Origin of the sequence: Paraburkholderia sp. GAS333 (genome assembly GCF_050435665.1) — a bacterium.
GTDB lineage: Bacteria > Pseudomonadota > Gammaproteobacteria > Burkholderiales > Burkholderiaceae > Paraburkholderia > Paraburkholderia fungorum_A.
The window spans coordinates 451,014-470,980 of the sequence record NZ_JBNDKS010000006.1 but is presented as its reverse complement, the minus strand read 5'-3'; the positions used below and the strand labels follow the sequence as shown (position 1 = coordinate 470,980).

Here is a 19,967-nt window from a genome sequence, read left to right as displayed (position 1 = left end):
AATGACTATTGAAAGCTGGAAATACGACGATTTCGTTAAGGCAAACGGCGGAAAATTCTCGGCCTTAGACTTCATACATGCCGTCTCTGCAAAGGTCGCATTGCCTTGGGATTTCGTGCTCTGCATGGGTCATTTGTTTGCTCCGCAAATGGCCATGTTCGATGGCGTTGTCGTGATCGTTGAATGGTTTGATGAAGAAAGATACCAGGAGTATCGAAGCACCGGTATGAACCCGGAGCAGGCTCAGGCATGGACAAACATGGTTGAGCTAACGGATATTTTTCAAGGAATTTCATTCGACAAGGCAAAAGAACTCGCACTGTTCATCGCAGCTTTGTGGAGTGAGAGAATCAGCCAAATTTTTCCTGGCGAACCGACCAGAGCGAGCGTTATTTCGGATGAGGATTTGGACGAAGTCTTTGTCACAATTGGACAATTCCCTGACACACCTCGTACACCGGGATGAGGCGCCGTTGACTGGGAGTGATCGGGGCATGTGCACAGTAATGCGACGCTGAACAGCGGCAGTGATGGTGATTCCAGTCGTCTCGTGGATGGAGGCGGACTGCAAGCACACGAAGATGCTGGCGGGCACTTGCTGGATAGACATGAGTCAATAACCCTGCGGTCAAGAAAATCAATAGAGACGAGATTGCGAAATTTAAGCTCCATGGAAAATGAGCTGACCATGATTTCATTCCCTGAGATTAACTATCAGAAACAGCTCGTCGTATCTGGGCTTGATGATTGCTCTCCTAACGCGGCGCTGTCACAAGTGCATGGAGGTCAATTTGGATCGACCCCCGAATTATGGAAGCTGGCTGTTGTTGACTTCCTCCGCATTAACGTTCACGTCGGACTTCTCGAAGGTACGCATCGCAAGGAGATATCAGGCGAAGCGGGAGCTCGTCTGTTAGATAACCTGTTGAATTTCGGAGGCAAGGCAAACAGCATGGATGCTGAAATATTTTGGAATGGCTTGTACTTCAACGCCACTCCAAAGCTTGAGGAGTTGCTGAGCGTTTTTCATTTAGATGGTTGGGATGCGCTCAGTCAAGGCCTGAATGACCAGTTCATGGAATTTCTGAAAGAGATGTATTCAAAAGTCTAGACCGGTCAGCAATATTAAATGTCTTGGGCCCAGAGCGTGGACTAACCGCAACATTGAAGCCGTGATTGCAGCATTCCCAGTCGGACATACAACGGACAATCGCTCCGCGCCGAATACGCCGGGTGACCACGCTAGAAGTGATGCCGCATCCGGGTTGGATTCCTGATAGTCGAATCAATTGGAAGTGAATGGAATGAGTATTGATCTGCAGAGGCTTTACGTACCACCGAATGACTTCTTCGAACTCTGTGGAAGCGTCGTGATGAAGGTGTCGGCGAAGCTGCGGTGGCTATTTGCATCTCTGCCGCAGAGCGCGGCTTGGTCGTTGCTCGAGTGGAGGGCGGGATATGGCATGCCCCGGGATTTAAAGCCAGGTCCGACTGCATTTGGGACGGGGCGGACCCGCCTGTGAGCCAGGATGTCGCTGAGGTGAAAAATCTTGCGGCGCCGAATTCATACAAGCGGAACAACAGGAGCATGAAGTCTTCGTCATAACGGCACCTTTGATAGCGAGTTGGTAATCCGAGCAACCTTGCTTGGTTTGCCCGTTCCAACTGATTTGCACCTCTAAACGAAAATGAAGATAGGAAAGAGGCTGGCGGGCCTGCCGCTCACAGCCATGGTATCGCTCGCGTCCCACGCGCAGCAGACGACAACACCCGCCGACACGGCAGCCGCGGCCCGCGCCAACGCAGAACAGAACCAGCAGGTTCAACAACAGCGCGACGCGCAACAACGCGAGGCGGCCGTCAACGCACGCTCAGTACGCTCGACCGTCAAGCGCGCTTCGAACCGGCCCGACCTGCCAATCGAAACGCCATGCTTCCGCATCGACACATTCGTGCTGGACATACCAGCGACGCTACCCGATCTAGTGCGTGCGCGAGGCGCATCTGCACTGCCGCTCGACCGCTTTGCTTTCGCGCGCGAATGGCTCGACCATTACAGGGGGCAATGCGTCGGCAAGTCAGGACTCGACACGCTCACAAAAGGATTGCAGCAAACCATACTGAGCCGCGGCTACATCACCACACGCGTACTGCTGCCCGAACAGGACCTCTCTACCGGGACGCTAAAATTCGCGCTGGTGCCGGGCGTCATCGGCAAGGTCCGCTTTGCCGACAAAGCACCACGCGGCACATGGAAATCCGCATTCCCGACGCGCGACGGCAACGTGCTGAATCTGCGAGACCTCGAACAGGGACTCGAACAGATGAAGCGCGTCAGCAGTCAGGACGTTTCCATGCAGATCGTGCCGACTGACATACCCGGCGAAAGCGACGTTGTACTCGACGTAAAGCGCACGAAACCGTGGACCGTGGTCGCGTCGGTGGACAATTCAGGCACCCGTGCTACCGGAAAACTGCAAGGCAACCTGAGCCTTGGCATCGATAACCCGCTCGGGTTGAACGATATCTTCAACGTGGGTGTGAGTCAGGACCTCGAATTCGGCGACAAGAATCTCGGCTCGCACGGCTGGAACGGTTCATATTCGATGCCATGGGGCTACTGGACAGCTACGCTGTCGGCCTATACGAATACGTACTATCAGCAGATCGCGGGCGTTAACCAGACGTTCGTATCGAGCGGTAACTCGCAGACTGTGGACTTCAAGTTGCAACGCGTGCTCATGCGCAGCCAGAACAATGTACTCGGCGCGCAGTTCCGGCTGACGAAGCGCTTTGGCGAGAGTTTCATCGAAGACACCGATATCCCGCAGCAGCGCCGCAACAACACGTTCATCGAAGCCGGTCTGACCGATCGTCATTATTTCGGCGCATCGCAGTTCGATGGCAGTCTCGCCTACCGTCAGGGCATCGGTGGACTCGGGGCGACGCCGGACTATTACCTGGATGGTCCTACGTACCGCTTCCACATGGCCGTACTCGACGCGAATCTGTCCGTGCCATTCCAGATCTCAACGCAGCCGCTACGCTACGTGACAAGCGTCCACGGCCAGTTCACGAACAACGCGCTCAACTACATTGACGACCTGACGATAGGCAGTCGCTACACGGTACGCGGCTTCGATGGTGAGACGATGCTTGCGGCCGAGCGCGGCTTTTTTTGGCGCAACGAGCTTCAATTGCCAATCGGATCGACAGGGCAATCGCTTTATGCAGGCATCGACTATGGTCATGTATTCGGGCCGAGTGCGGCATTTCTCGCCGGAACGCAGCTAGCGGGTGCTGTAATCGGCGTGCGCGGTAGTGCGTCGGCGAAGGCGGGTGCACTGGCCTATGACCTGTTTGCTGGCACGCCGATCTACAAGCCATCAGGTTTTCCCACCGCGCGCGTCACGGTAGGTTTCCAACTGACTGCCCAGTTCTGAAACCCGATCTTTCACTAGTCCCGAAATGGCGGCGCATCGCGTCGCCTTTCTATTTACGTCCGCTCAACGCAGGCATTAGTGGGGCGTCGAAGCTTGCGACCAATCGCGAGCGGGCAGAGTAATCAGAAGCTAACAGCGAGCCGCTTATTTTCTGATCTCCAGCAGCGTCAGCTTCTTCTGATCCTTGAACGTGGAGATGGTCGCCGACGCCGCGCGCAGCTCGCCCGCGTCGTCAAAAGAAATCTGGCCGGTCACACCATGAAAATCGACACGTCGCAACGCATCGACGATCTTCCCAGATTGCGCCGATTGCGCCTGAACGACAGCGTGATACACCGCCATCATCGCGTCGTAGGCATATGGCGCATACAGTTGCACGTGCTGGCCGTATCGGGCAAAGAAGCGCTGATCGAACGACGGACCGCCAGGCATCGCGGCCAGGCTCAAACCACCGTCCGCACAAAACAGATTGCTCACAAGCGCGTCGCCGGCCAGTTGCGGCAACTCGCGCGTGCAGATGCCGTCACCTCCTAACATCGGCGCTGTCACACCGAGTTTTTTCATCTGACGCAGCATGGCACCGGCTTGCGCGTCGACGCCTCCGAAGAAAATCGCGTCGGGCCGTTTGTCTTTGAATAGCGTGAGCGACGAATTGAAGTCCACTGCCTTGTCGGTCGTATATTCACGAGCGACGATCGTGCCGCCCGCGCGACGCGTGGCGTCCACGAATACATCGGCCACGCCCTGGCCGTAAGCGGTCCGGTCGTCGATCACGGCCACGCGCCGCGCGTGCATCGTGTCGATCAGATAACGGCTCATGGCCGTGCCCAGAAAGTTGTCGTCTGCAATGACGCGGAAAGTCGTCCGATAGCCGAGTCGCGTGAATTGCGGGTTGGTGGCGGAGGGCGTTATCTCGGCAATGTTCGCTGCCGCGTAGAGCCGTGCCACCGCGATCGAGGTTCCCGAACTCTGGTGTCCAATGACAGCGTTCATACCGCTATCGATGAAGCGTTGGGCGATCAATGTCGCAATGCGCGGATCTCCAGCATCGTCTTCTGCGTCGAGTTTGAAGGTAGTGGGAACACCCGCGATAACCGGATGCGACGCATTGATCTCTTCGATAGCGAGCCTGATGCCGTGCTCGACATCCTTGCCGAGATGAGCCTGCGGGCCGGTCAATGCACCGGCATATCCGATCATTACTACATTGTCGGCTCGTGCCTGAGAAGCGGTTATTGCTACGACTGCAGCGGCAAACAATGCCTTGAGCGGGTGGTAATATCTCAACGGCGGCCGCCGGGATTGATCAGGCACATTGCACCTTATGTGTCGATGATTAGCGCTTTGCATGGCGCTTTTTTTGGAAGGCATGAATTTATGGTAAGAGTCTGCGTCAGTCAATAGCGCGTACTCAATGACTTTCCATAGATAAGTACTTATCGGTACATTCCGCCGGCGCATTAGATCTCGCGAGAAACCATTGCCTTCTCGCTTTGCCTGTCTATCGGGAATGGCAATTAACTCTCCAGGCCACCAACGGAATGGAAATAGAACTTCTCCACGTCATGGATGCGCTGCCCGGTCTCGTATGGACCGCGCTACCCAACGGCCAGGTCGACTTTCTCAATCGGCGCTGGTGTGAATACACTGGCATGAATGCAGAGATCATCCTTCAGCACTGGCAGGATGCAATTCATCCCGACGACTTGCCCGAACTGCTCGAACGCTGGGGCGCCGGTCTGGCTTCCGGAGAGCCACGGGAAGTAGATGCACGGCTGCGCCGCTTCGACGGAGAGTATCGCTGGTTTCTGATTCGTACGCGCCCGATCGTGGATGCATCCGGCCAATTGGTGAAGTGGTGCGGGCTGAATACCGACATCGAAGACCGGCGCAGAATGGAGGCTTTGCTCGCGGGAGAAACCGAGCTGCTCGAAATGGTGGCGGGCGGCCGTCCCATGCCGGTCATACTGGAATGGCTTTGCCGTCTGGTTGAAAGTGTCACCGTTGGCTGTTATTGCAGTATCGCGGTCATGCAGCCAGGCACCACGCGTCTGGAAGATTGCGCAGCACCCAGTTTGCCTCCAGAGTTCATCGAATCGATCATGGATGGTACGGCCGACAGCGACCCATACCTGAGCGCGGCCCAATCGAATAAACAGGTGATCGTTTCCGATCTTCTATCCGACCCGCGCTGGGAACATTGTTCGTGGCGTCCAATCGCCGCGCATTACGGAATTCGTGCGTACTGGTCGATACCTGTAGTGTCGGCGAGCGGCAAGGTGATGGGTGTGTGTTCTATCTATTACGACAATCATCGAACGCCAATTCCGTTCGATCAAGGCCTGATAGAACAGATCTCCCGTATTGCGAGCATTGTCGTCGAGCGTACGCAGAATGACGCGACGCTTAGATTGAGCGAAGCTTTTCTCGCCGAAACGCGTCGGCTGAGTTCAACAGGCGGCTTTACAAAGCGGGTGTCGACGGGCGAGATCGTCTGGTCCGAAGAGGTCTACCGGATGTTCGAGTTCGATCCGACCAAGCCAGTCACGCTCGAATCGATCCGTTCGCGTGTGCATCCCGAAGACCGTCTTTCATTCGACGACATGCTCGACCGTCAGCAGCGTGCAATCGATTACGAGCACGAGTACCGCCTGTTGATGCCCGACCAGTCGGTCAAGTACATGCATGTGGTCGCGCATGCCACGAAAGATTCGAGTGGCCAACTCGAGTACATTGCCGCGATTCAGGACGTGACCGAGCGGCGCCGTTCCGAAGTCGCATTGATCGAAGCACGATCGGAACTCGCGCGAGTCTCGCGAGCATCGAGCTTCGGGGTATTGACTGCCTCCATTGCCCATGAGGTCAATCAGCCGCTCTCCGGCATCATCACGAATGCGAGTACGTGTCTGCGGATGCTAGGTGCAGATCCTCCGAATCTCGAAGGCGCCCGCGAAACCGCGCGGCGCACTATTCGGGACGGTAACCGCGCGTCGGACGTGATCAAGCGATTGCGCGCGCTATTCGGCAAGACGGACGCCACGATGGAAAGCGTCGATCTGAACGAATCCATCAACGAGATCATTACGCTGTTTCGCAGCGAACTGCATCGTAGCCGGGTAACGCTTCAGATCGACTTTGCCGAAAGTTTGCCGCTCATTACAGGAGACCGGGTGCAGCTTCAGCAGGTTATCCTCAACCTCATCCTGAATGCGCTGGAGGCGATGAGCGGTATCGACGACCGTCCACGACAGTTGCTCGTAAAGACCGGGCAAGACACCGACGGAAGCGTGTGTGCTTCAGTCGCCGATACCGGCCCAGGTTTTGGGACGGATGACCCTGCGCGCGTGTTCGATGCGTTCTATACGACCAAACCTGGCGGCATGGGTATTGGCTTATCGGTGAGTAAATCGATTATCGACAATCACGATGGCCGTTTGTGGGCCGCCGCCAACGAAAGCGGCGGTGCTACGTTTTCATTTTCGATTCCGACGCACCAGAAGCAACGAAAAGGCGCTTTCGGCAGGAGTGCGCGCTGGATTGCCGGCGTCACGGATATGCCGAAATTCCGGTGATATCGCGGCATTGACACAGTATTGACACGCGCCGCCGGACTCAAAAAACGTCGGTCGATGCGCTGCGGGTTTTGAATCGATACTAAAGTATCATATCCATATGGCCCCAGAAAGGCGCATGCTTGAGGCTGTCGCCCGTCCCGACAGATGTGGCAGAGAACAATTGCCGGCAGGCTCCGGTGTCCGGGCGCAGGCATTTGAATAGCCAGCATGTCGTGGGGAAATTATGATGGTCTTGCGGCCGCTCGTGTCGGTTGTGGATGACGACGAATCCGTGCGCGAGTCGCTGCCCGATTTGCTGAATGAGTTGGGGTTTGCCGCGCATGCATTTTCGTCGGCAGAAGCGTTTCTCGCATCGGATAAAGTCGATGCAACGGGTTGCCTGATTCTGGATGTCGCCATGCCGGGGATGTCCGGCCCCGAGTTGGCGCGCGAACTTGTTCGCCGGCAAAAGGCCGTGCCCATCATTTTCATTACGGCGCATGGCGATGGGGCAACCGGTTCCGAACTGGTTGGAGAGGGAGCAGTCGCCTGTTTGCTAAAGCCCTTTAGCGAGACCGCCTTGCTTGAAGCATTGCACGAGGCGTTCAAAAAGAATTAGATGGATGACAACGCCGAACTTATACCAGTTTCAACAGCTAACCTGGCCCTTGTCGAGGTCGCCGTCCATGGAGAAGCCGGTTCCAATCATATTTATCGTCGACGACGATATCTCGGTTCGTGAATCTCTGGAATTGCTCATGGTCAGCGTTGGCTGGCAACCCGTCACTTTTGCGTCCGCGCAAATGTTTCTCGCCTATCCGCGAGCTCGTGTGCCGAACTGTCTGGTACTCGACGTGTCCCTGCCGGATCTGAGCGGTCTCGATTTGCAAAGGTTGATCGGCGCCGAGCGCGCCGACATGCCGATCGTGTTCATTACGGGTAATGGCGATGTACCCATGACCGTACAGGCCATGAAGGCCGGCGCAGTCGACTTTCTGACGAAGCCATTCAGCGACGACGCATTGTTGAGCGCGGTCACCCACGCCCTCGAACGAAGTGCTGCGGCATTGGCGGACGAGGCGCAATTGTGCGAACTCCGCGAGGGTTACGAGTCGCTCACGCCGCGCGAGCGCGAAGTGATGGCATTCGTTGTGGCGGGGCGTCTGAACAAGCAGGTGGGTGGTGAATTAGGCATCAGCGAAATTACCGTGAAAGCCCATCGCGGCAATGTGATGCGAAAAATGAAAGCGTCATCATTACCCGAGTTGGTGATCATGGCTGCGCGACTACACCTTTCCGTCGAGCCGACACGCTGACGCTGCGTCACGCAGCTTTTCCCGTCGCTGTTTTCTTCGATGCCGGCATGGATTCGGCTGCTCACGCTCGTCGAGGCTGTCACGGGTTCGAAGCGATATTTGAACATCGCCGGAGTATCGATTAGGTATCGACCAACACCATCGTCCAATAGCTGCCCGCGCATTTTAGCGCTTTAATTGCGGTGGTCGACTTCGTATTGTTTGTCGCGCCTTGCCTTCCACATGGAGCTGTCGATGATGAACAAGTTACCTTTAGCGAGACTACTGTTCCTCGTATCGGCAGCGAGCGTGGTACTGACTTATGCGTGTGCGTTAATCGCATTGTCGCTTCTGCCGCAGGTCTCCGGGTTCGTGTGGATGTTTCTGGCGCCGCTGTTGCAATTGATCCTGCTGGCCGTGCTTTCTTCACATTGCGGGAATCTGATTAGTCGTTCGATTATTGCGCTGACTGATGCCGCAAATCGCCTCGGCCCGGACATGACTGTTCGGGAATTGCCCGAAGACGGCCCTAAGGAAATCGTTCAGGCTATTCGTGCCTTTAAAGGCATGCAGCAACGACTCGCGCGTTGTACTGCGGAACGCGTACAGGTTCTCGCCGCAATTTCCCACGATTTACAGACTCCGATTACGCGCATGCGCCTGCGCGCTGAAATGCTGGAAAGCAAACAGGATAGCGCCAGGCTTTTGCAGGATCTCGACACGATGCACGCCCTTGTCGAGGAGGGCGTCACCTACGCGCGCACGCTTCACGGTACGACAGAGGCGCCGTCGCGTATCGATCTTTGTGCCTTGGTCCAAAGCATAGTGTCGGACTATGAAGACTCGGGGCATAACATGATTCTCGACTCACCTATCGTGGATCCCGTGCTCACGCTTCCGCACGCTTTGCGCCGGATTCTCGTCAACCTTATCGATAACGCGCTGAAATTCGGGAGCACGGTGCAAGTACGTGCGAGCTGTGAGTCGTCTCGACTCGTGATTTCCGTGCTCGACGACGGCCCGGGTATTCACCCGGATCAACTGGAAGAAGTGTTTAAGCCTTTTTATCGTGGCCAGTCGTGTGGCTTGCGGAACTTGAAGGGTTCGGGGCTGGGGCTTGCGATTGCCCGTCAACTTGCGATAGCGATGAACGCGGAATTGCGGTTGGCGAACCGTAGCGGGGGAGGGCTGGAGGCGCGGCTGAGTCTCGGCCATTCTCCAGATGCAGTTTCTGTTGTAGAAGGAAAACCCGGTGTAGCGCCTCGTTCGGTCGACGCAAACATGGCTGGCGCACATGCCGTTATCGCAGAGACGCCGCGGCGCGTGCTACGAGCAAGGCCACTCATTCATTCGACCGTGTCGCGTTGAAGAAGACGCTGCGGCATCTGATTCTATTTCATAACGCGGTTGCGTCTGCGAGCGTCAATTTCCTCCTGCGTCATTTGAGATGTACGGCAATGCGGCAAGAGTAGCCCGCCGCGTATGCCGGTTATCTTCATGACCGTTCGCTGCAAGGGTGTTCTTTAATCTACTTGCTATTAAGCCCTAGCAACGTGCGTATCTGTTGCTCTGTCTCGTCATAGCGACCCTCGCCGAAATGGCTATACACCAGCCGGCCGTTTTGATCGAACAGATACAGCGCCGGCCAGTACTGATTGCCATAAGCATTCCACGTCGCGTACTGGTTGTCTTGCGCGACCGGGTATTGGATGCCGAAACGCTTGACAGCATTCTTCAGATTGTCCGCATTGTGTTCGAACGAGTACTCGGGCGTATGCACGCCGACAACAACGAGCCCCTTGTCGCGATAACGGGAGTACCAGTCCTCGACATGAGGAATCGTGTGTGCGCAGTTGATGCAATCGAAAGTCCAGAAATCGACCAGTACGACTTTGCCTTTTAACTGTTTCACGTCGAGTGGCGGACTGTTGAGCCAGCCGTCGATACCCTTGAAATCGGGCGCCGATGCACCGGTTTGCAGGGAAGCGGCGGGTGTGGCCGCGTTGCCGGTATAGGCGAGGCCGGCCAGCAATGCGACAGCGCTGACACCCGCAGCGACAGCGGCCATCCTGAGTCGATCGAACATGAGAAACCTCCAATAAGTCAGCAATGAACGTATTGGAGCGCGCGGACGTATCTCGCATATGTCCGGCGTAGTGGTGATACGAAACGTCCTGTATCGGTGAAACGCGTAGATACGTGGCGATACAAAACTGCGCGGTATTCGAGCTGCGATGGCCGCGCTGGTGCTTGCAACTGGCCAACTGGCCGCGTATCAAGACGCCCGCCATCGAGATACATTTCGATACGTCGCGGAAACACGCAGGATACATTGGGCGGTTCTAATCTCCCTATGCAGCCTCACCATGCAATGACGCCGATGTGTGCTGGCTCCACGCGTTTCTCACGTTTCACCAACCGAAAAAATAAGGATAAGACGATGAACCTTCGACAAGTTGTGGTGAGTGGCAGCCTTGCTGCGTTATTGGCGGCATTTTCAACCGTACCGGCATTCGCAGCGGACGCAACCGACGCGGCCCAGAATACCAACGCGGCAAACGCCGTAACCAGCCAACCCGCGCCTGCGACGAAGAAGTCGATTCGCGCGGCGAATCGCGCATTCTCCCGCACGGTGCAAAAAGCGCTGCAGAAAACCAAGGGTCTGGAACAGGCATCGATCGCGGTCTTCGGTAATGCGAAGACGGGTCAGGTGACGCTGGCGGGCCAGATCCTCAGCGAAGATCAGGAAGCGGTGGCGGTCAACGCGACGAAGCAGGTGCATGGCGTCACGCTGGTCAGCAGCAAGCTGTCGCTGCATCAGCAAGGCGGCGGCTAAGCTCGCCGCTTCGGCACGCTGAAGCATCGCACGACGGGGGCGTCCTCGTCGTGCGATGCCGTGTGAGCGCGGCCGCTTTCGCCCTACGATCACACCGGCTACTGGAGATCAGTCGATGACGTCGCTATCCGACGACAACATCGTGGTTCGCACGCTGCTGAACGTCCTCGATCCGTCTGCGGAACAACTCGACGTATGCGCGAGAAAACGCCATGTGGCGCTAACCCGATGCCGTATCAACAAGCGCTTGTCTACCGCCGAAGCGTGCCATCGCGCGATCAGACGGCCTGCGCAAATCACGGTGACGGAATGGTTGTCGTCAGCCACGATCAGCGTGTCGTGGGGCGACTCGTGCAGCGGTCGCTATATCGAGCAGATCTGGTGCAGCGGCTTGTCCCGCGTCACGTCCACCTGCGTGCTGACAGGCCGCACTATCAGGCGCGGCGACCGCGTATTTCGGCCCCGTACTCGCGGACTGCGCGTGCCGGCCAATGAAGATCAGATGATCCTCGCCGACGCGGTCGAGTACCGCACCGATCTGCCAATCGGTTGATCGGATCTCGCAACGCGCGACTCCCAAATCAAATTCAGCCTGTTTTCCAGCCTGCGGCTGACGCCGTGCGCCACGTGTGTCGCAATGTATCTGCCGCGCGCCTGGAAAAAGTAGCTTGCATTTTTACCATCGACAGACATACACCAGATACGTCGACCCGGTTAAATAAGAACCTGCAAAAAAAGCGATTCGGTCCAGACGTGGACGGCCATGTGCTGCGCCATACCGGACGCTGGAATCTGCAACGATGTGCGTGTGCACAAATGCTCACGCAGCCGGAATTCCGTACAACGTGCTTATTGGAGGCAACATGAGTGAACTATGGCGATTGTCCGCAGTTGAACTGGCCACGCGTGTGAAGACCCGCGAAGTGTCCGCGCGCGAGGCGGCGGAGTCCGCGCTGCAGCGTCTGGAAGCCGTGAATCCGATGATCAACGCGGTGGTCGCGCATCGGCCCGAGTGGGTGCTGCAACAGGCGGACGACATCGATCGCGCAATCGCACGTGGCGAGGATCCAGGGCCGCTTGCGGGCGTGCCCGTCACCACCAAGATCAACATCGATCACGCCGGGTTTGCGACCACCAACGGCACGCGTCTGCAGGAAGACCTGATCGCGGAAGTCAGCAGCCCCGCCGTGAATAATCTGCAAAAAGCCGGCGCCATCATGCTCGGCCGCACCAATTCGCCGACCTTCGCTTTACGCTGGTTCACGTCGAATCAGGTTCACGGTCGCACGTTGAATCCGCGCAATCCGTCGATCACGCCCGGCGGCTCGTCGGGCGGCGGCGCAGCGGCGGTCACGGCGGGCATCGGGCAGATCGCGCTCGGCACCGATATCGGCGGCTCGGTGCGCTACCCGGCGTATGCGTGCGGTGTCCACGGACTGCGGCCGACGTCGGGGCGCGTGCCCGCGTTCAATGCGTCGTCGCCGGAGCGCGCGATCGGTGCGCAACTGATGTCGGCAGCGGGCCCGATGGCGCGCACGATCGGCGATCTGCGGCTCGGTCTTCTCGCGCTCGCCGCGCCCGATCTGCGCGACCCCTGGTATATGCCGATGCCCTTGGTGGGGCGCGACGTGCCGTTGCGTGCCGCACTCTGTTTGCGTCCGGGCGGTATGCAGATCGCCAGAGAAGTCGAGGATGCCTTGCGTGATGCTGCGCAACGCCTCGCCGACGCGGGCTGGACGATCGAGGAAATCGACGACACGCCGTCGATGCGCGAAACGGCGCTGTTGCAGGAACGGCTGTGGCTCGGCGACGGCTTCGACGCGCTGGTCGATTCGGTCGCGCGTGACGGCGATCCGGGTGCGCAGGCGGTCGTCAACGCGGCGCGTCTGAAGGTGAAGGATCTCCCTGCCGATGTCATCAGCCGTTCGCTGGTGCGGCGCACGACGTTGTTGCGTCAATGGCGTCTGTTCCTCGATCAGTATGCGGTCGTGTTGATGCCGGTATCCGGCGAGCTACCGTTTCCCGACGATCTCGATCAGCAAGGGGCGGCGGGTTTCGATCGCGTGTGGGAAGCGCAGCTCACGATGCGCGCGCTGCCGGCAATGGGGTTGCCCGGTCTTGCAGTGACAACGCAACTCGTCAACGGGGTGCCCGTGGGTGTTCAGATTGTCGCCGCGCATTATCGCGAGGATCTGTGCCTGCTCGCGGGCGAGGCAATCGAAGCGCGCGGCGTGCCGGTTTCTCCGGTCGATCCTGGCGTTTGAGCGAAGGGCCAAGGGCGGTGGCATCGCTTTTGGCACTGATGAACCGATGAAATCACGCAGACGGGCGCGCATCGCCGTCTGCATTTTTTGCTAACCCATCCAATGGAGCATTGCATGAGCAGCCATGACGTCTACGCAAAACTGAAGGAACTTGGAATCGAATTGCCGTCTGTCGGTGTGCCGGCAGCAGCGTACGTGATGAGCGTACAGAGCGGCAATATGGTGTACCTGTCAGGCCATCTGGCAAAAAAGGACGGCAAGGTATGGGGCGGCAAGCTCGGCGATACGCTGAACACCGAAGAAGGCCAGGCCGCTGCTCGCGCGGCCGCAATCGATCTGTTCGCCACCTTGCACGCGCAGATTGGCGACCTCAACCGTGTCGCGCGGATCGTCAAGGTGATGAGCCTCGTCAACTCGACACCGGACTTCGTCGAACAACATCTCGTGACCAACGGCGCGTCGGACCTGATAGCCCAGGTGTTCGGCGAGAACGGCAAGCACGCGCGCTCGGCATTCGGCGTCGCGCAAATACCGCTTGGTGCATGCGTCGAAATTGAAATGACGGTTGAGATTGCGGCGTAATCGTGCCTGGAAACGAAACGGAGATGAAGTACCTCTCACTCATTCGATCTCAGCTACGTTGATAGAAATTATTGACGTCGGCGAGTTGCTACCGGGCGCGAGCGGTCGTCGAATAGCGCGCCGATGGTCTGTCGAGCCCGTGAAAGCCGGCTCATGATTGTCCCCACCGGCACGCCGAGCGTCTGAGCTGCTTCGTTATAGCTGAGTCCTTCGATTCCTACCAGCAGCATCACCCGTCGTTGGGTTTCGGGCAGACGTTGCACAGCCTGAACAATCTGCCGGTTCATTGCCTGTTGTTCGGGCGTGCATGCAGCCGGGTCGGCTACCGTTTCGAGAAAGAGGTCGTCCCAATCCATCCCGATTCGGTTACGCACGCTTCGCGAGCGCAGTTCGTTGATCCACGTTGATTGCACGATAGAGAACATCCAGCTCAGCGGAGCAGTTCCCGGTTGCAGCTGATGCGCGCGTTCGAGCGCGCGCAGGCACGCGCGCTGCACGAGGTCGTCGGCGTCGTGCCGGTCTCCTGAGATGCGCAGCGCGAACGCCCACAGCCGGGGAAGCATCGGCGGCAGCAGAGCCGGCAATTCTGTTGTCATCGACATAGGCTGTCGCCGATAGTGCGCTGCTTCGTCGCCAGTCTCAACGCAGCGGACGAAATGCCGCGCGAACTTCAGTAGCGAAAAGCTCCGGTTGCTCCCACGCGGCGAAGTGACCGCCTTTATCGACCTCGTTGAAATAAATGAGGTTGTGATACGCGCGTTCGGTCCAGCTACGCGGCGCGCGATAAATCTCGCCCGGGAAAATCGTCACCGCGGCGGGCATTGAAATATCGACGGCGTTGAAGTTGTTCGAATGATCTTCCCAGTAAATCTGTGCAGCCGATGTCGCGCTGTTCGTGAGCCAGTACAGCGAAATATCGTCGAGCATTTCGTCGCGCGACAGCGAACGCTCCGGCACGCCGCCGCTATATGTCCACTGCGAAATTTTGTCGTACATCCACGCGGCCTGTCCGACCGGCGAGTCGGCGAGCGCGTAGCCGACCGTTTGCGGGCGCGTCACCATCATCGACGAGTAACCGCAGTTGTCCCGATAGAACACGCTCAGCGATTCGTACGCCGCTTTTTCTTGCGGCGACAGGCTGGCCGGTGCGGGATCGCTGAGTGAAAGCGAACGGGCGATATCGGGTGGCACGGTTGCAGGCATGTTGACGTGAATGCCGATCAGGCCTTTCACTTTCTGCATGGCCATGCGGTGCGAAATCACCGAGCCGCAATCGCCCCCTTGCGACACGAAACGCGTATAGCCAAGCCGCGCCATCAATTCGCCCCACGCGCGCGCGATGTGATCCGAGCCCCAGCCGGTTGTTTTCGGCTGCTCCGAAAAACCGAAGCCAGGCAGCGACGGGATGACGATATGGAACGCGTCGTCGGCGCTACCACCATGTGCGGTGGGATCGGTGAGCGGTGCGATAACCTTGATCAATTCGAAGATCGAGCCAGGCCAGCCGTGAGTCATGATCAACGGCATCGCGTGTTTATGGCGTGAGCGCACGTGAATGAACTGAATGTCGAGTCCGTCGATTTCGGTCATGAACATCGGCAATGCGTTGAGCTTCGCTTCGCCTTTACGCCAGTCGTAGTCGGTGGCCCAGTAATCGACTAGCGCCTGCATTCGCGCCAGCGGCACGCCTTGCGATTCGTCGTTGACGGTTTCTTTCGCGGGCCAGCGCGTGGCCGCGATGCGCCGACGCAGATCGTCGAGTGCGGCCTCGGGCACGTTGGCTTTGAACGGGCGAATCGGGTCGCCGCCGGTTGCGGCGAACAACGTGCCGGGGATCAATCCCGCTGCGGCCACGGCGGCGGAGGCCGCGAGAATCTGGCGTCGGCGAGGCGAGAACGGTGATGAAGTCATGGTTATTATCCTGGCGCTAAAAAAAGCCGGCGCACCGATTACGGTGCACCGGCGTGTTATTCACGAGAAGGGCGCTCGATTTCGCGCGGCAGTTTTTAATACCTGAGCCGGCGGCGAGCCTTGAGTGCGGGTAAAACCCGCAACGCCGATCAAACGACCGTGATGACCACATCGATGTTGCCGCGCGTGGCCTTCGAGTACGGGCAGGTCTGGTGCGCGGCATCCACGAGTGCCTGGGCGACTTCGCTATCGACACCCGGCACGCTCACGTTCAGGCGAGCCTGCAGGAAGTACGCGCCGTCGGCGGTGACAAGATCGATTTCGGCATCGACAGCGGTCTCTTTCGGCAACGCGACTTTCAGCTTCTGCGCGGCCAGTCCCATTGCGCCGATGAAGCATGCCGACCAGCCCGCCGCCAGCATCTGTTCGGGGTTGGTGCCAGGCGCGGCCGAGCCGGGGCTGGACAGCTTCACGTCGAGGCGGCCGTCCGAACTGCGCGCAGTACCATCGCGTCCGCCGGTGGTGTGGGTCTTGCCGGTGTACAGCACTTTTTCAGCTTGGGTCATGATCGATTCCGATTGTTCAGGTTGAGTGATGAACGATGAATGTTCTGTTGGCTGAGGCTGGCTTAACTGCCTTGATAGAACTTGTTCAGCGCGGCGAGCTGACCGTCTTTCTCGGCGCGCACGAGTTCCTGTCGAACTTCGGCACGCGTTTTCGCGTGCGGAGTGTTTTGCGAGTCGAAACTGGCTGCGTGTGTGTCGGCAATAGAATTAGCTGTCGGATTGGCTGCATAAGCGGAGCCAGTCATCGCGCAGGCCGCCAATGCCAAAGCGAGCATCGTTACTTTCATGTCGTTCTCCTGAAACAGGGACCAGATTGGAAGCATCCGTTCGGTATCCGCAGACCGCAGAGCGTGGTGTCTGCATGAATGTCTTCAGCGGATTCCGTCGTTGGATGCATTAAAGCCAAACGAGGTATCTGGGTTATGTCGGGAGTGGGAGGTATTGCAAGGCTGTGTATCTGCGCGAACGGCATACACATTGGGAAACAATTCTGTCAGTTTGCTTGCGATGAATTAACGAAAGAGCAGGCATGCGGCCTCGATACGTCGAGTTCATATCGGACTTATTTCTGCCGCCGGCTTTTGTATCCCAATGTATCTATCCCACGTCTGGATAAGGACGCTTGCATAGCGTGGGCACAGCGAACACATTGCAGATACATCCGCGAGGTTAAATGTGCGGACGCAAGGTTGATCCAACTCTGCGTTGAACTCGGGCTGCGCGGCGATCTGCGTGCACTGATTTCATTCCCTCACCCGTACCTATGATCCTGGTGCCTTATGCCTGTCAGCGGGTCGCTCAATTCAACGCTATTTCAATTCCGCCGGAAAGAACCATGACTGATTTTCTGAAAAGATTCCTCGGCTCCGCAGTATTGATCGGTGGCCTGTGCGCATTTCAGGTTTCGCACGCGGCACCGCCACAGGATCTGAAGGGCAAGAATGTCGTGCTCGTGCATGGCGCATTCGCCGATGGTTCGAGCTGGGAGAAAGTGATTCCGCTGCTCGAAGCGCGCGGCCTTCATGTGGTCGCCGTGCAGAATCCGTTGAGTTCACTGGCAGACGACGTTGCCGCGACCAAACGCGTGGTCGATCAGCAGACCGGCCCGGTGGTTCTGGTCGGCCATTCCTGGGCGGGCGTGGTGATTAGCGAGGCGGGCAATGACGACAAGGTTAAAAGCCTCGTCTATGTCGCGGCGTTTGCACCCGATGGCGGACAGTCAATCGACGATATGACGAAGGGTATGCCTGCGCCCGTCTGGGCAAGCGAATTGCAAAAGGATTCCGCCGGCTATCTGACGCTTTCCACCCAAGCCGTGCTCGCCGATTTCGCGCAGGATCTGCCGCTGCCGGAGCGTCGCCTGATTGCCGCGACTCAAGGGCCGTGGGCCGCCGCGTGCATCGGCGAAAAAGTCACGACCGCTGCGTGGCATGACAAGCCGTCTTATTTCGTGGTCGCAGCGAAGGACAAGATGATCGATCCGAACCTGCAACAGAGCATGGCCAAAAACATTGGCGCGCATGTCACGAATGTCGATACGAGTCACGTGGCGATGCTCAGCCAGCCCAAGGCCGTCGCCGATACGATTATTGCTGCTGCGCAATCCGCACAGTAAGTGGGAATGCCCGGTTTTCCCCACAAGGCGAGACCGGGCATTTCCGAATCGTGCAGACTATGCTGTGTTATTGCGACCTGCGCCATGTGCCTGGCGGCACGCCGACGATCTGCGAGAACATCCGCGAAAAATGGCTCTGATCGGAAAATCCGCAAGCGACCGCAATCTCCGCGAGCGACGCATCCGAACTCACCAGCAGCCCACGCGCGCGCGCAATGCGTTGCTGAATCAGCCACTGATGCGGCGTGCAATGCGTCGTCTCACGAAACGCGCTGATGAAGTAACTGCGCGACAGATTGCACGCGGCCGCAATCTCTTCGATGGATATATTCCCGTCGGCTTCCGCAAGCAGCATTTCCTTCGCGCGGGCCTCCTGCGCACGCGACAGGCGCCGCTTCGAGCGGGTAGGTGCACCGGACGGTCCGGCATACTGGTCGACTACATACGTCGCGATCGCGGTGCCGAGTTGCTCGACGAACAGTGGACTCGCTTTGCCCGGACCTTCCAGCGTGAGCGCGAGAATTTGCGCGAAGTGACCCAGCACCGGGTCCTCGCGAACCAGCGGCGTCGCAAAGCCGCGCGGTTTGGCGCCTTGACGTTCGTCTAAAGCTTTAGCGATCGATTCAGTGGACAGTTCCATGAGTACAAAGTCGAAGGCGCCGTACATGTCGGCCTGGTAGTCGTCGGAGAAATCGCGAAGGTAAACCGAGTCGCGGCCGAAATGTTGCGACGCCTGATGCCGACCGGAAATCACCCGCCTGTGATGTCCCGTTTTCAACGACACGCCCACCAGCATGCCCCGATCGGAAGCGGGCGTCGCGACCGAACTGAGCGGGCCATTGCGCGTGCATTTTCGATAAAATTTGAATTCGCCTGCATCCAGTTCGAAGTCTTTGAGCAAGCGGTTCGACACGCAGCCCAACGAGTCTTTGGATCGTACCGGTGCCGCAACGGAGCCGTTTGTCTGGGAGGGCATGCTTCGTTACCTCGATTTCTTCACTGTCGGAGCGAATCGTAAGCTACCGAAATCGGGTTTGCGGGAATATGAACGATATTTAAGGTAAGACTTGCCGCGCGATCTCCGAATATGAACAAAATTTAATCCGTGACGCGCGGCATTGCGGGTAGATTCCAGCCCGATAATGGCCGTAGAGTACGTTGCGCCATCGTTTGACCAAACTGAACGTGCATCACCATAAGAGAGCCGAATGAAGATCTTGCTCGTCGAGGACAACGAGCCGGTTGCCCACTTCCTGAAGAAGGGTCTGGCAGAAGCAGGGCATGCAATCGACCACGCGGACAACGGGCAAGCCGGCTTGCAACTGGCCACGCGCGGGTCCTACGACGTGATCGTGATGGACCGGATGCTGCCGGGCGACCTCGACGGGCTGGAAATCATCGCGAGGCTGCGTGCTGCGGGCAATAAGGTGCCGATACTGATCCTCAGCGCGCTCGCGGCCGTCGACGAACGCATTAGCGGCCTGAAAGCCGGTGGCGACGACTATCTGGTGAAGCCTTTCGCATTCGGCGAACTGCTCGCACGAATCGATGCGCTGGTGCGGCGTACGCAGGAAGTGCCCGCCGACACCACGCTGACGGTCGACGGCCTGACTATCGATCTGATCTCCCGCAAAGTGACGCGCGACGGCAAGCCCATCGCGCTCCAGCCCCGCGAATTCAAGCTCCTCGCCTACCTGATGCGGCACGCGGGGCAGGTCGTCACGCGCACCATGCTGCTCGAAAATATCTGGGACTATCATTTCGATCCGCAGACCAATGTGATCGATGTCCACGTCAGCAAACTCCGGCAGAAAATCGACGCGGGTTTTGCGCGCTCGCTGCTCCACACGGTTCGCAATTCCGGCTACATGTTGACGGCCGACGACTGAACCCCAAGCTCA

General features: G+C 58.1%; 21 protein-coding genes. 14 read left to right on the top strand and 7 right to left on the bottom strand.

Annotated elements, in window-relative coordinates; translation table 11 throughout:
* Position 1 precedes the first annotated feature (1 nt).
* The 4 genes from ABH945_RS29365 to ABH945_RS29350 all read left to right on the top strand — a co-directional run bounded on the left by ABH945_RS29365 (position 2) and on the right by ABH945_RS29350 (position 3,443).
* Positions 2 to 466 carry a hypothetical protein gene (locus tag ABH945_RS29365; protein ID WP_429252941.1) on the top strand — a complete coding sequence of 155 codons (465 nt, stop codon included), beginning with the start codon at positions 2 to 4 and terminating at the stop codon, positions 464 to 466.
* 204 nt (positions 467 to 670) lie between these two features.
* On the top strand, positions 671 to 1,111 hold the full coding sequence (locus ABH945_RS29360) for a hypothetical protein (RefSeq protein ID WP_429252940.1): 441 nt from the start codon (positions 671 to 673) through the stop codon (positions 1,109 to 1,111).
* A 285-nt stretch (positions 1,112 to 1,396) separates the two neighbouring features.
* Positions 1,397 to 1,606, top strand: coding sequence for a hypothetical protein (locus ABH945_RS29355; RefSeq protein ID WP_429252939.1), 210 nt, complete (start codon positions 1,397 to 1,399; stop codon positions 1,604 to 1,606).
* An 82-nt stretch (positions 1,607 to 1,688) separates the two neighbouring features.
* Complete coding sequence (locus tag ABH945_RS29350) at positions 1,689 to 3,443, top strand: ShlB/FhaC/HecB family hemolysin secretion/activation protein (RefSeq protein WP_429252938.1); 1,755 nt, start codon at positions 1,689 to 1,691, stop codon at positions 3,441 to 3,443.
* A gap of 144 nt (positions 3,444 to 3,587) precedes the next feature.
* Here ABH945_RS29350 and ABH945_RS29345 read toward each other — a convergent pair whose 3' ends face one another.
* Positions 3,588 to 4,643 carry a branched-chain amino acid ABC transporter substrate-binding protein gene (locus ABH945_RS29345; protein ID WP_253189850.1) on the bottom strand — a complete coding sequence of 352 codons (1,056 nt, stop codon included), beginning with the start codon at positions 4,641 to 4,643 and terminating at the stop codon, positions 3,588 to 3,590.
* 341 nt (positions 4,644 to 4,984) lie between these two features.
* Here ABH945_RS29345 and ABH945_RS29340 point away from each other — a divergent pair, with 341 nt between their 5' ends.
* The 4 genes from ABH945_RS29340 to ABH945_RS29325 all read left to right on the top strand — a co-directional run bounded on the left by ABH945_RS29340 (position 4,985) and on the right by ABH945_RS29325 (position 9,660).
* Positions 4,985 to 7,015 carry a PAS domain-containing protein gene (locus ABH945_RS29340; RefSeq protein ID WP_429252937.1) on the top strand — a complete coding sequence of 677 codons (2,031 nt, stop codon included), beginning with the start codon at positions 4,985 to 4,987 and terminating at the stop codon, positions 7,013 to 7,015.
* Between the two features lie 256 nt (positions 7,016 to 7,271).
* On the top strand, positions 7,272 to 7,616 hold the full coding sequence (locus ABH945_RS29335) for a response regulator transcription factor (RefSeq protein WP_429252936.1): 345 nt from the start codon (positions 7,272 to 7,274) through the stop codon (positions 7,614 to 7,616).
* Between the two features lie 4 nt (positions 7,617 to 7,620).
* A complete protein-coding gene (locus ABH945_RS29330; RefSeq protein ID WP_429252935.1) occupies positions 7,621 to 8,313 on the top strand; it encodes a response regulator transcription factor in 693 nt (230 codons plus the stop codon).
* A 234-nt stretch (positions 8,314 to 8,547) separates the two neighbouring features.
* Entirely contained in the window at positions 8,548 to 9,660 is a 1,113-nt protein-coding gene (locus ABH945_RS29325; RefSeq protein WP_429252934.1) for a sensor histidine kinase, read from the top strand.
* 160 nt (positions 9,661 to 9,820) lie between these two features.
* Here ABH945_RS29325 and ABH945_RS29320 read toward each other — a convergent pair whose 3' ends face one another.
* A complete protein-coding gene (locus tag ABH945_RS29320) occupies positions 9,821 to 10,378 on the bottom strand; it encodes a thioredoxin family protein (RefSeq protein WP_429252933.1) in 558 nt (185 codons plus the stop codon).
* Between the two features lie 354 nt (positions 10,379 to 10,732).
* Here ABH945_RS29320 and ABH945_RS29315 point away from each other — a divergent pair, with 354 nt between their 5' ends.
* The 4 genes from ABH945_RS29315 to ABH945_RS29300 all read left to right on the top strand — a co-directional run bounded on the left by ABH945_RS29315 (position 10,733) and on the right by ABH945_RS29300 (position 13,974).
* Entirely contained in the window at positions 10,733 to 11,128 is a 396-nt protein-coding gene (locus ABH945_RS29315) for a BON domain-containing protein (RefSeq protein ID WP_429252932.1), read from the top strand.
* Between the two features lie 115 nt (positions 11,129 to 11,243).
* Entirely contained in the window at positions 11,244 to 11,681 is a 438-nt protein-coding gene (locus ABH945_RS29310) for a DUF3331 domain-containing protein (protein ID WP_429252931.1), read from the top strand.
* A 310-nt stretch (positions 11,682 to 11,991) separates the two neighbouring features.
* Positions 11,992 to 13,392, top strand: a complete 1,401-nt coding sequence (locus tag ABH945_RS29305) for an amidase family protein (RefSeq protein ID WP_074771560.1) — start codon at positions 11,992 to 11,994, stop codon at positions 13,390 to 13,392.
* Between the two features lie 114 nt (positions 13,393 to 13,506).
* A complete protein-coding gene (locus tag ABH945_RS29300; protein WP_429252930.1) occupies positions 13,507 to 13,974 on the top strand; it encodes a RidA family protein in 468 nt (155 codons plus the stop codon).
* A 68-nt stretch (positions 13,975 to 14,042) separates the two neighbouring features.
* On the opposite strand, the gene ABH945_RS29295 is transcribed toward ABH945_RS29300, so the two are convergent.
* The 4 genes from ABH945_RS29295 to ABH945_RS29280 form a co-directional block, all read right to left on the bottom strand.
* Positions 14,043 to 14,570 (bottom strand): RNA polymerase sigma factor, encoded by a 528-nt coding sequence (locus tag ABH945_RS29295; protein WP_074773200.1) that lies wholly within the window; start codon positions 14,568 to 14,570, stop codon positions 14,043 to 14,045.
* Positions 14,571 to 14,613: 43 nt separating this feature from the next.
* On the bottom strand, positions 14,614 to 15,885 hold the full coding sequence (locus ABH945_RS29290; RefSeq protein WP_429252929.1) for an epoxide hydrolase family protein: 1,272 nt from the start codon (positions 15,883 to 15,885) through the stop codon (positions 14,614 to 14,616).
* 149 nt (positions 15,886 to 16,034) lie between these two features.
* The gene (locus ABH945_RS29285; protein WP_074771557.1) at positions 16,035 to 16,451 is read right to left on the bottom strand and encodes an organic hydroperoxide resistance protein; all 417 of its coding nucleotides are present in this window, start codon (positions 16,449 to 16,451) and stop codon (positions 16,035 to 16,037) included.
* A 62-nt stretch (positions 16,452 to 16,513) separates the two neighbouring features.
* Positions 16,514 to 16,738, bottom strand: a complete 225-nt coding sequence (locus tag ABH945_RS29280) for a DUF4148 domain-containing protein (protein WP_429252928.1) — start codon at positions 16,736 to 16,738, stop codon at positions 16,514 to 16,516.
* A gap of 548 nt (positions 16,739 to 17,286) precedes the next feature.
* Here ABH945_RS29280 and ABH945_RS29275 point away from each other — a divergent pair.
* Positions 17,287 to 18,066 carry an alpha/beta fold hydrolase gene (locus tag ABH945_RS29275; protein WP_429252927.1) on the top strand — a complete coding sequence of 260 codons (780 nt, stop codon included), beginning with the start codon at positions 17,287 to 17,289 and terminating at the stop codon, positions 18,064 to 18,066.
* A 67-nt stretch (positions 18,067 to 18,133) separates the two neighbouring features.
* On the opposite strand, the gene ABH945_RS29270 is transcribed toward ABH945_RS29275, so the two are convergent.
* Positions 18,134 to 19,042 carry a helix-turn-helix domain-containing protein gene (locus ABH945_RS29270; RefSeq protein ID WP_429252926.1) on the bottom strand — a complete coding sequence of 303 codons (909 nt, stop codon included), beginning with the start codon at positions 19,040 to 19,042 and terminating at the stop codon, positions 18,134 to 18,136.
* 232 nt (positions 19,043 to 19,274) lie between these two features.
* Between ABH945_RS29270 and ABH945_RS29265 the strand changes: the two genes are divergently transcribed.
* The gene (locus ABH945_RS29265; protein WP_429252925.1) at positions 19,275 to 19,955 is read left to right on the top strand and encodes a winged helix-turn-helix domain-containing protein; all 681 of its coding nucleotides are present in this window, start codon (positions 19,275 to 19,277) and stop codon (positions 19,953 to 19,955) included.
* Positions 19,956 to 19,967: the final 12 nt, after the last annotated feature.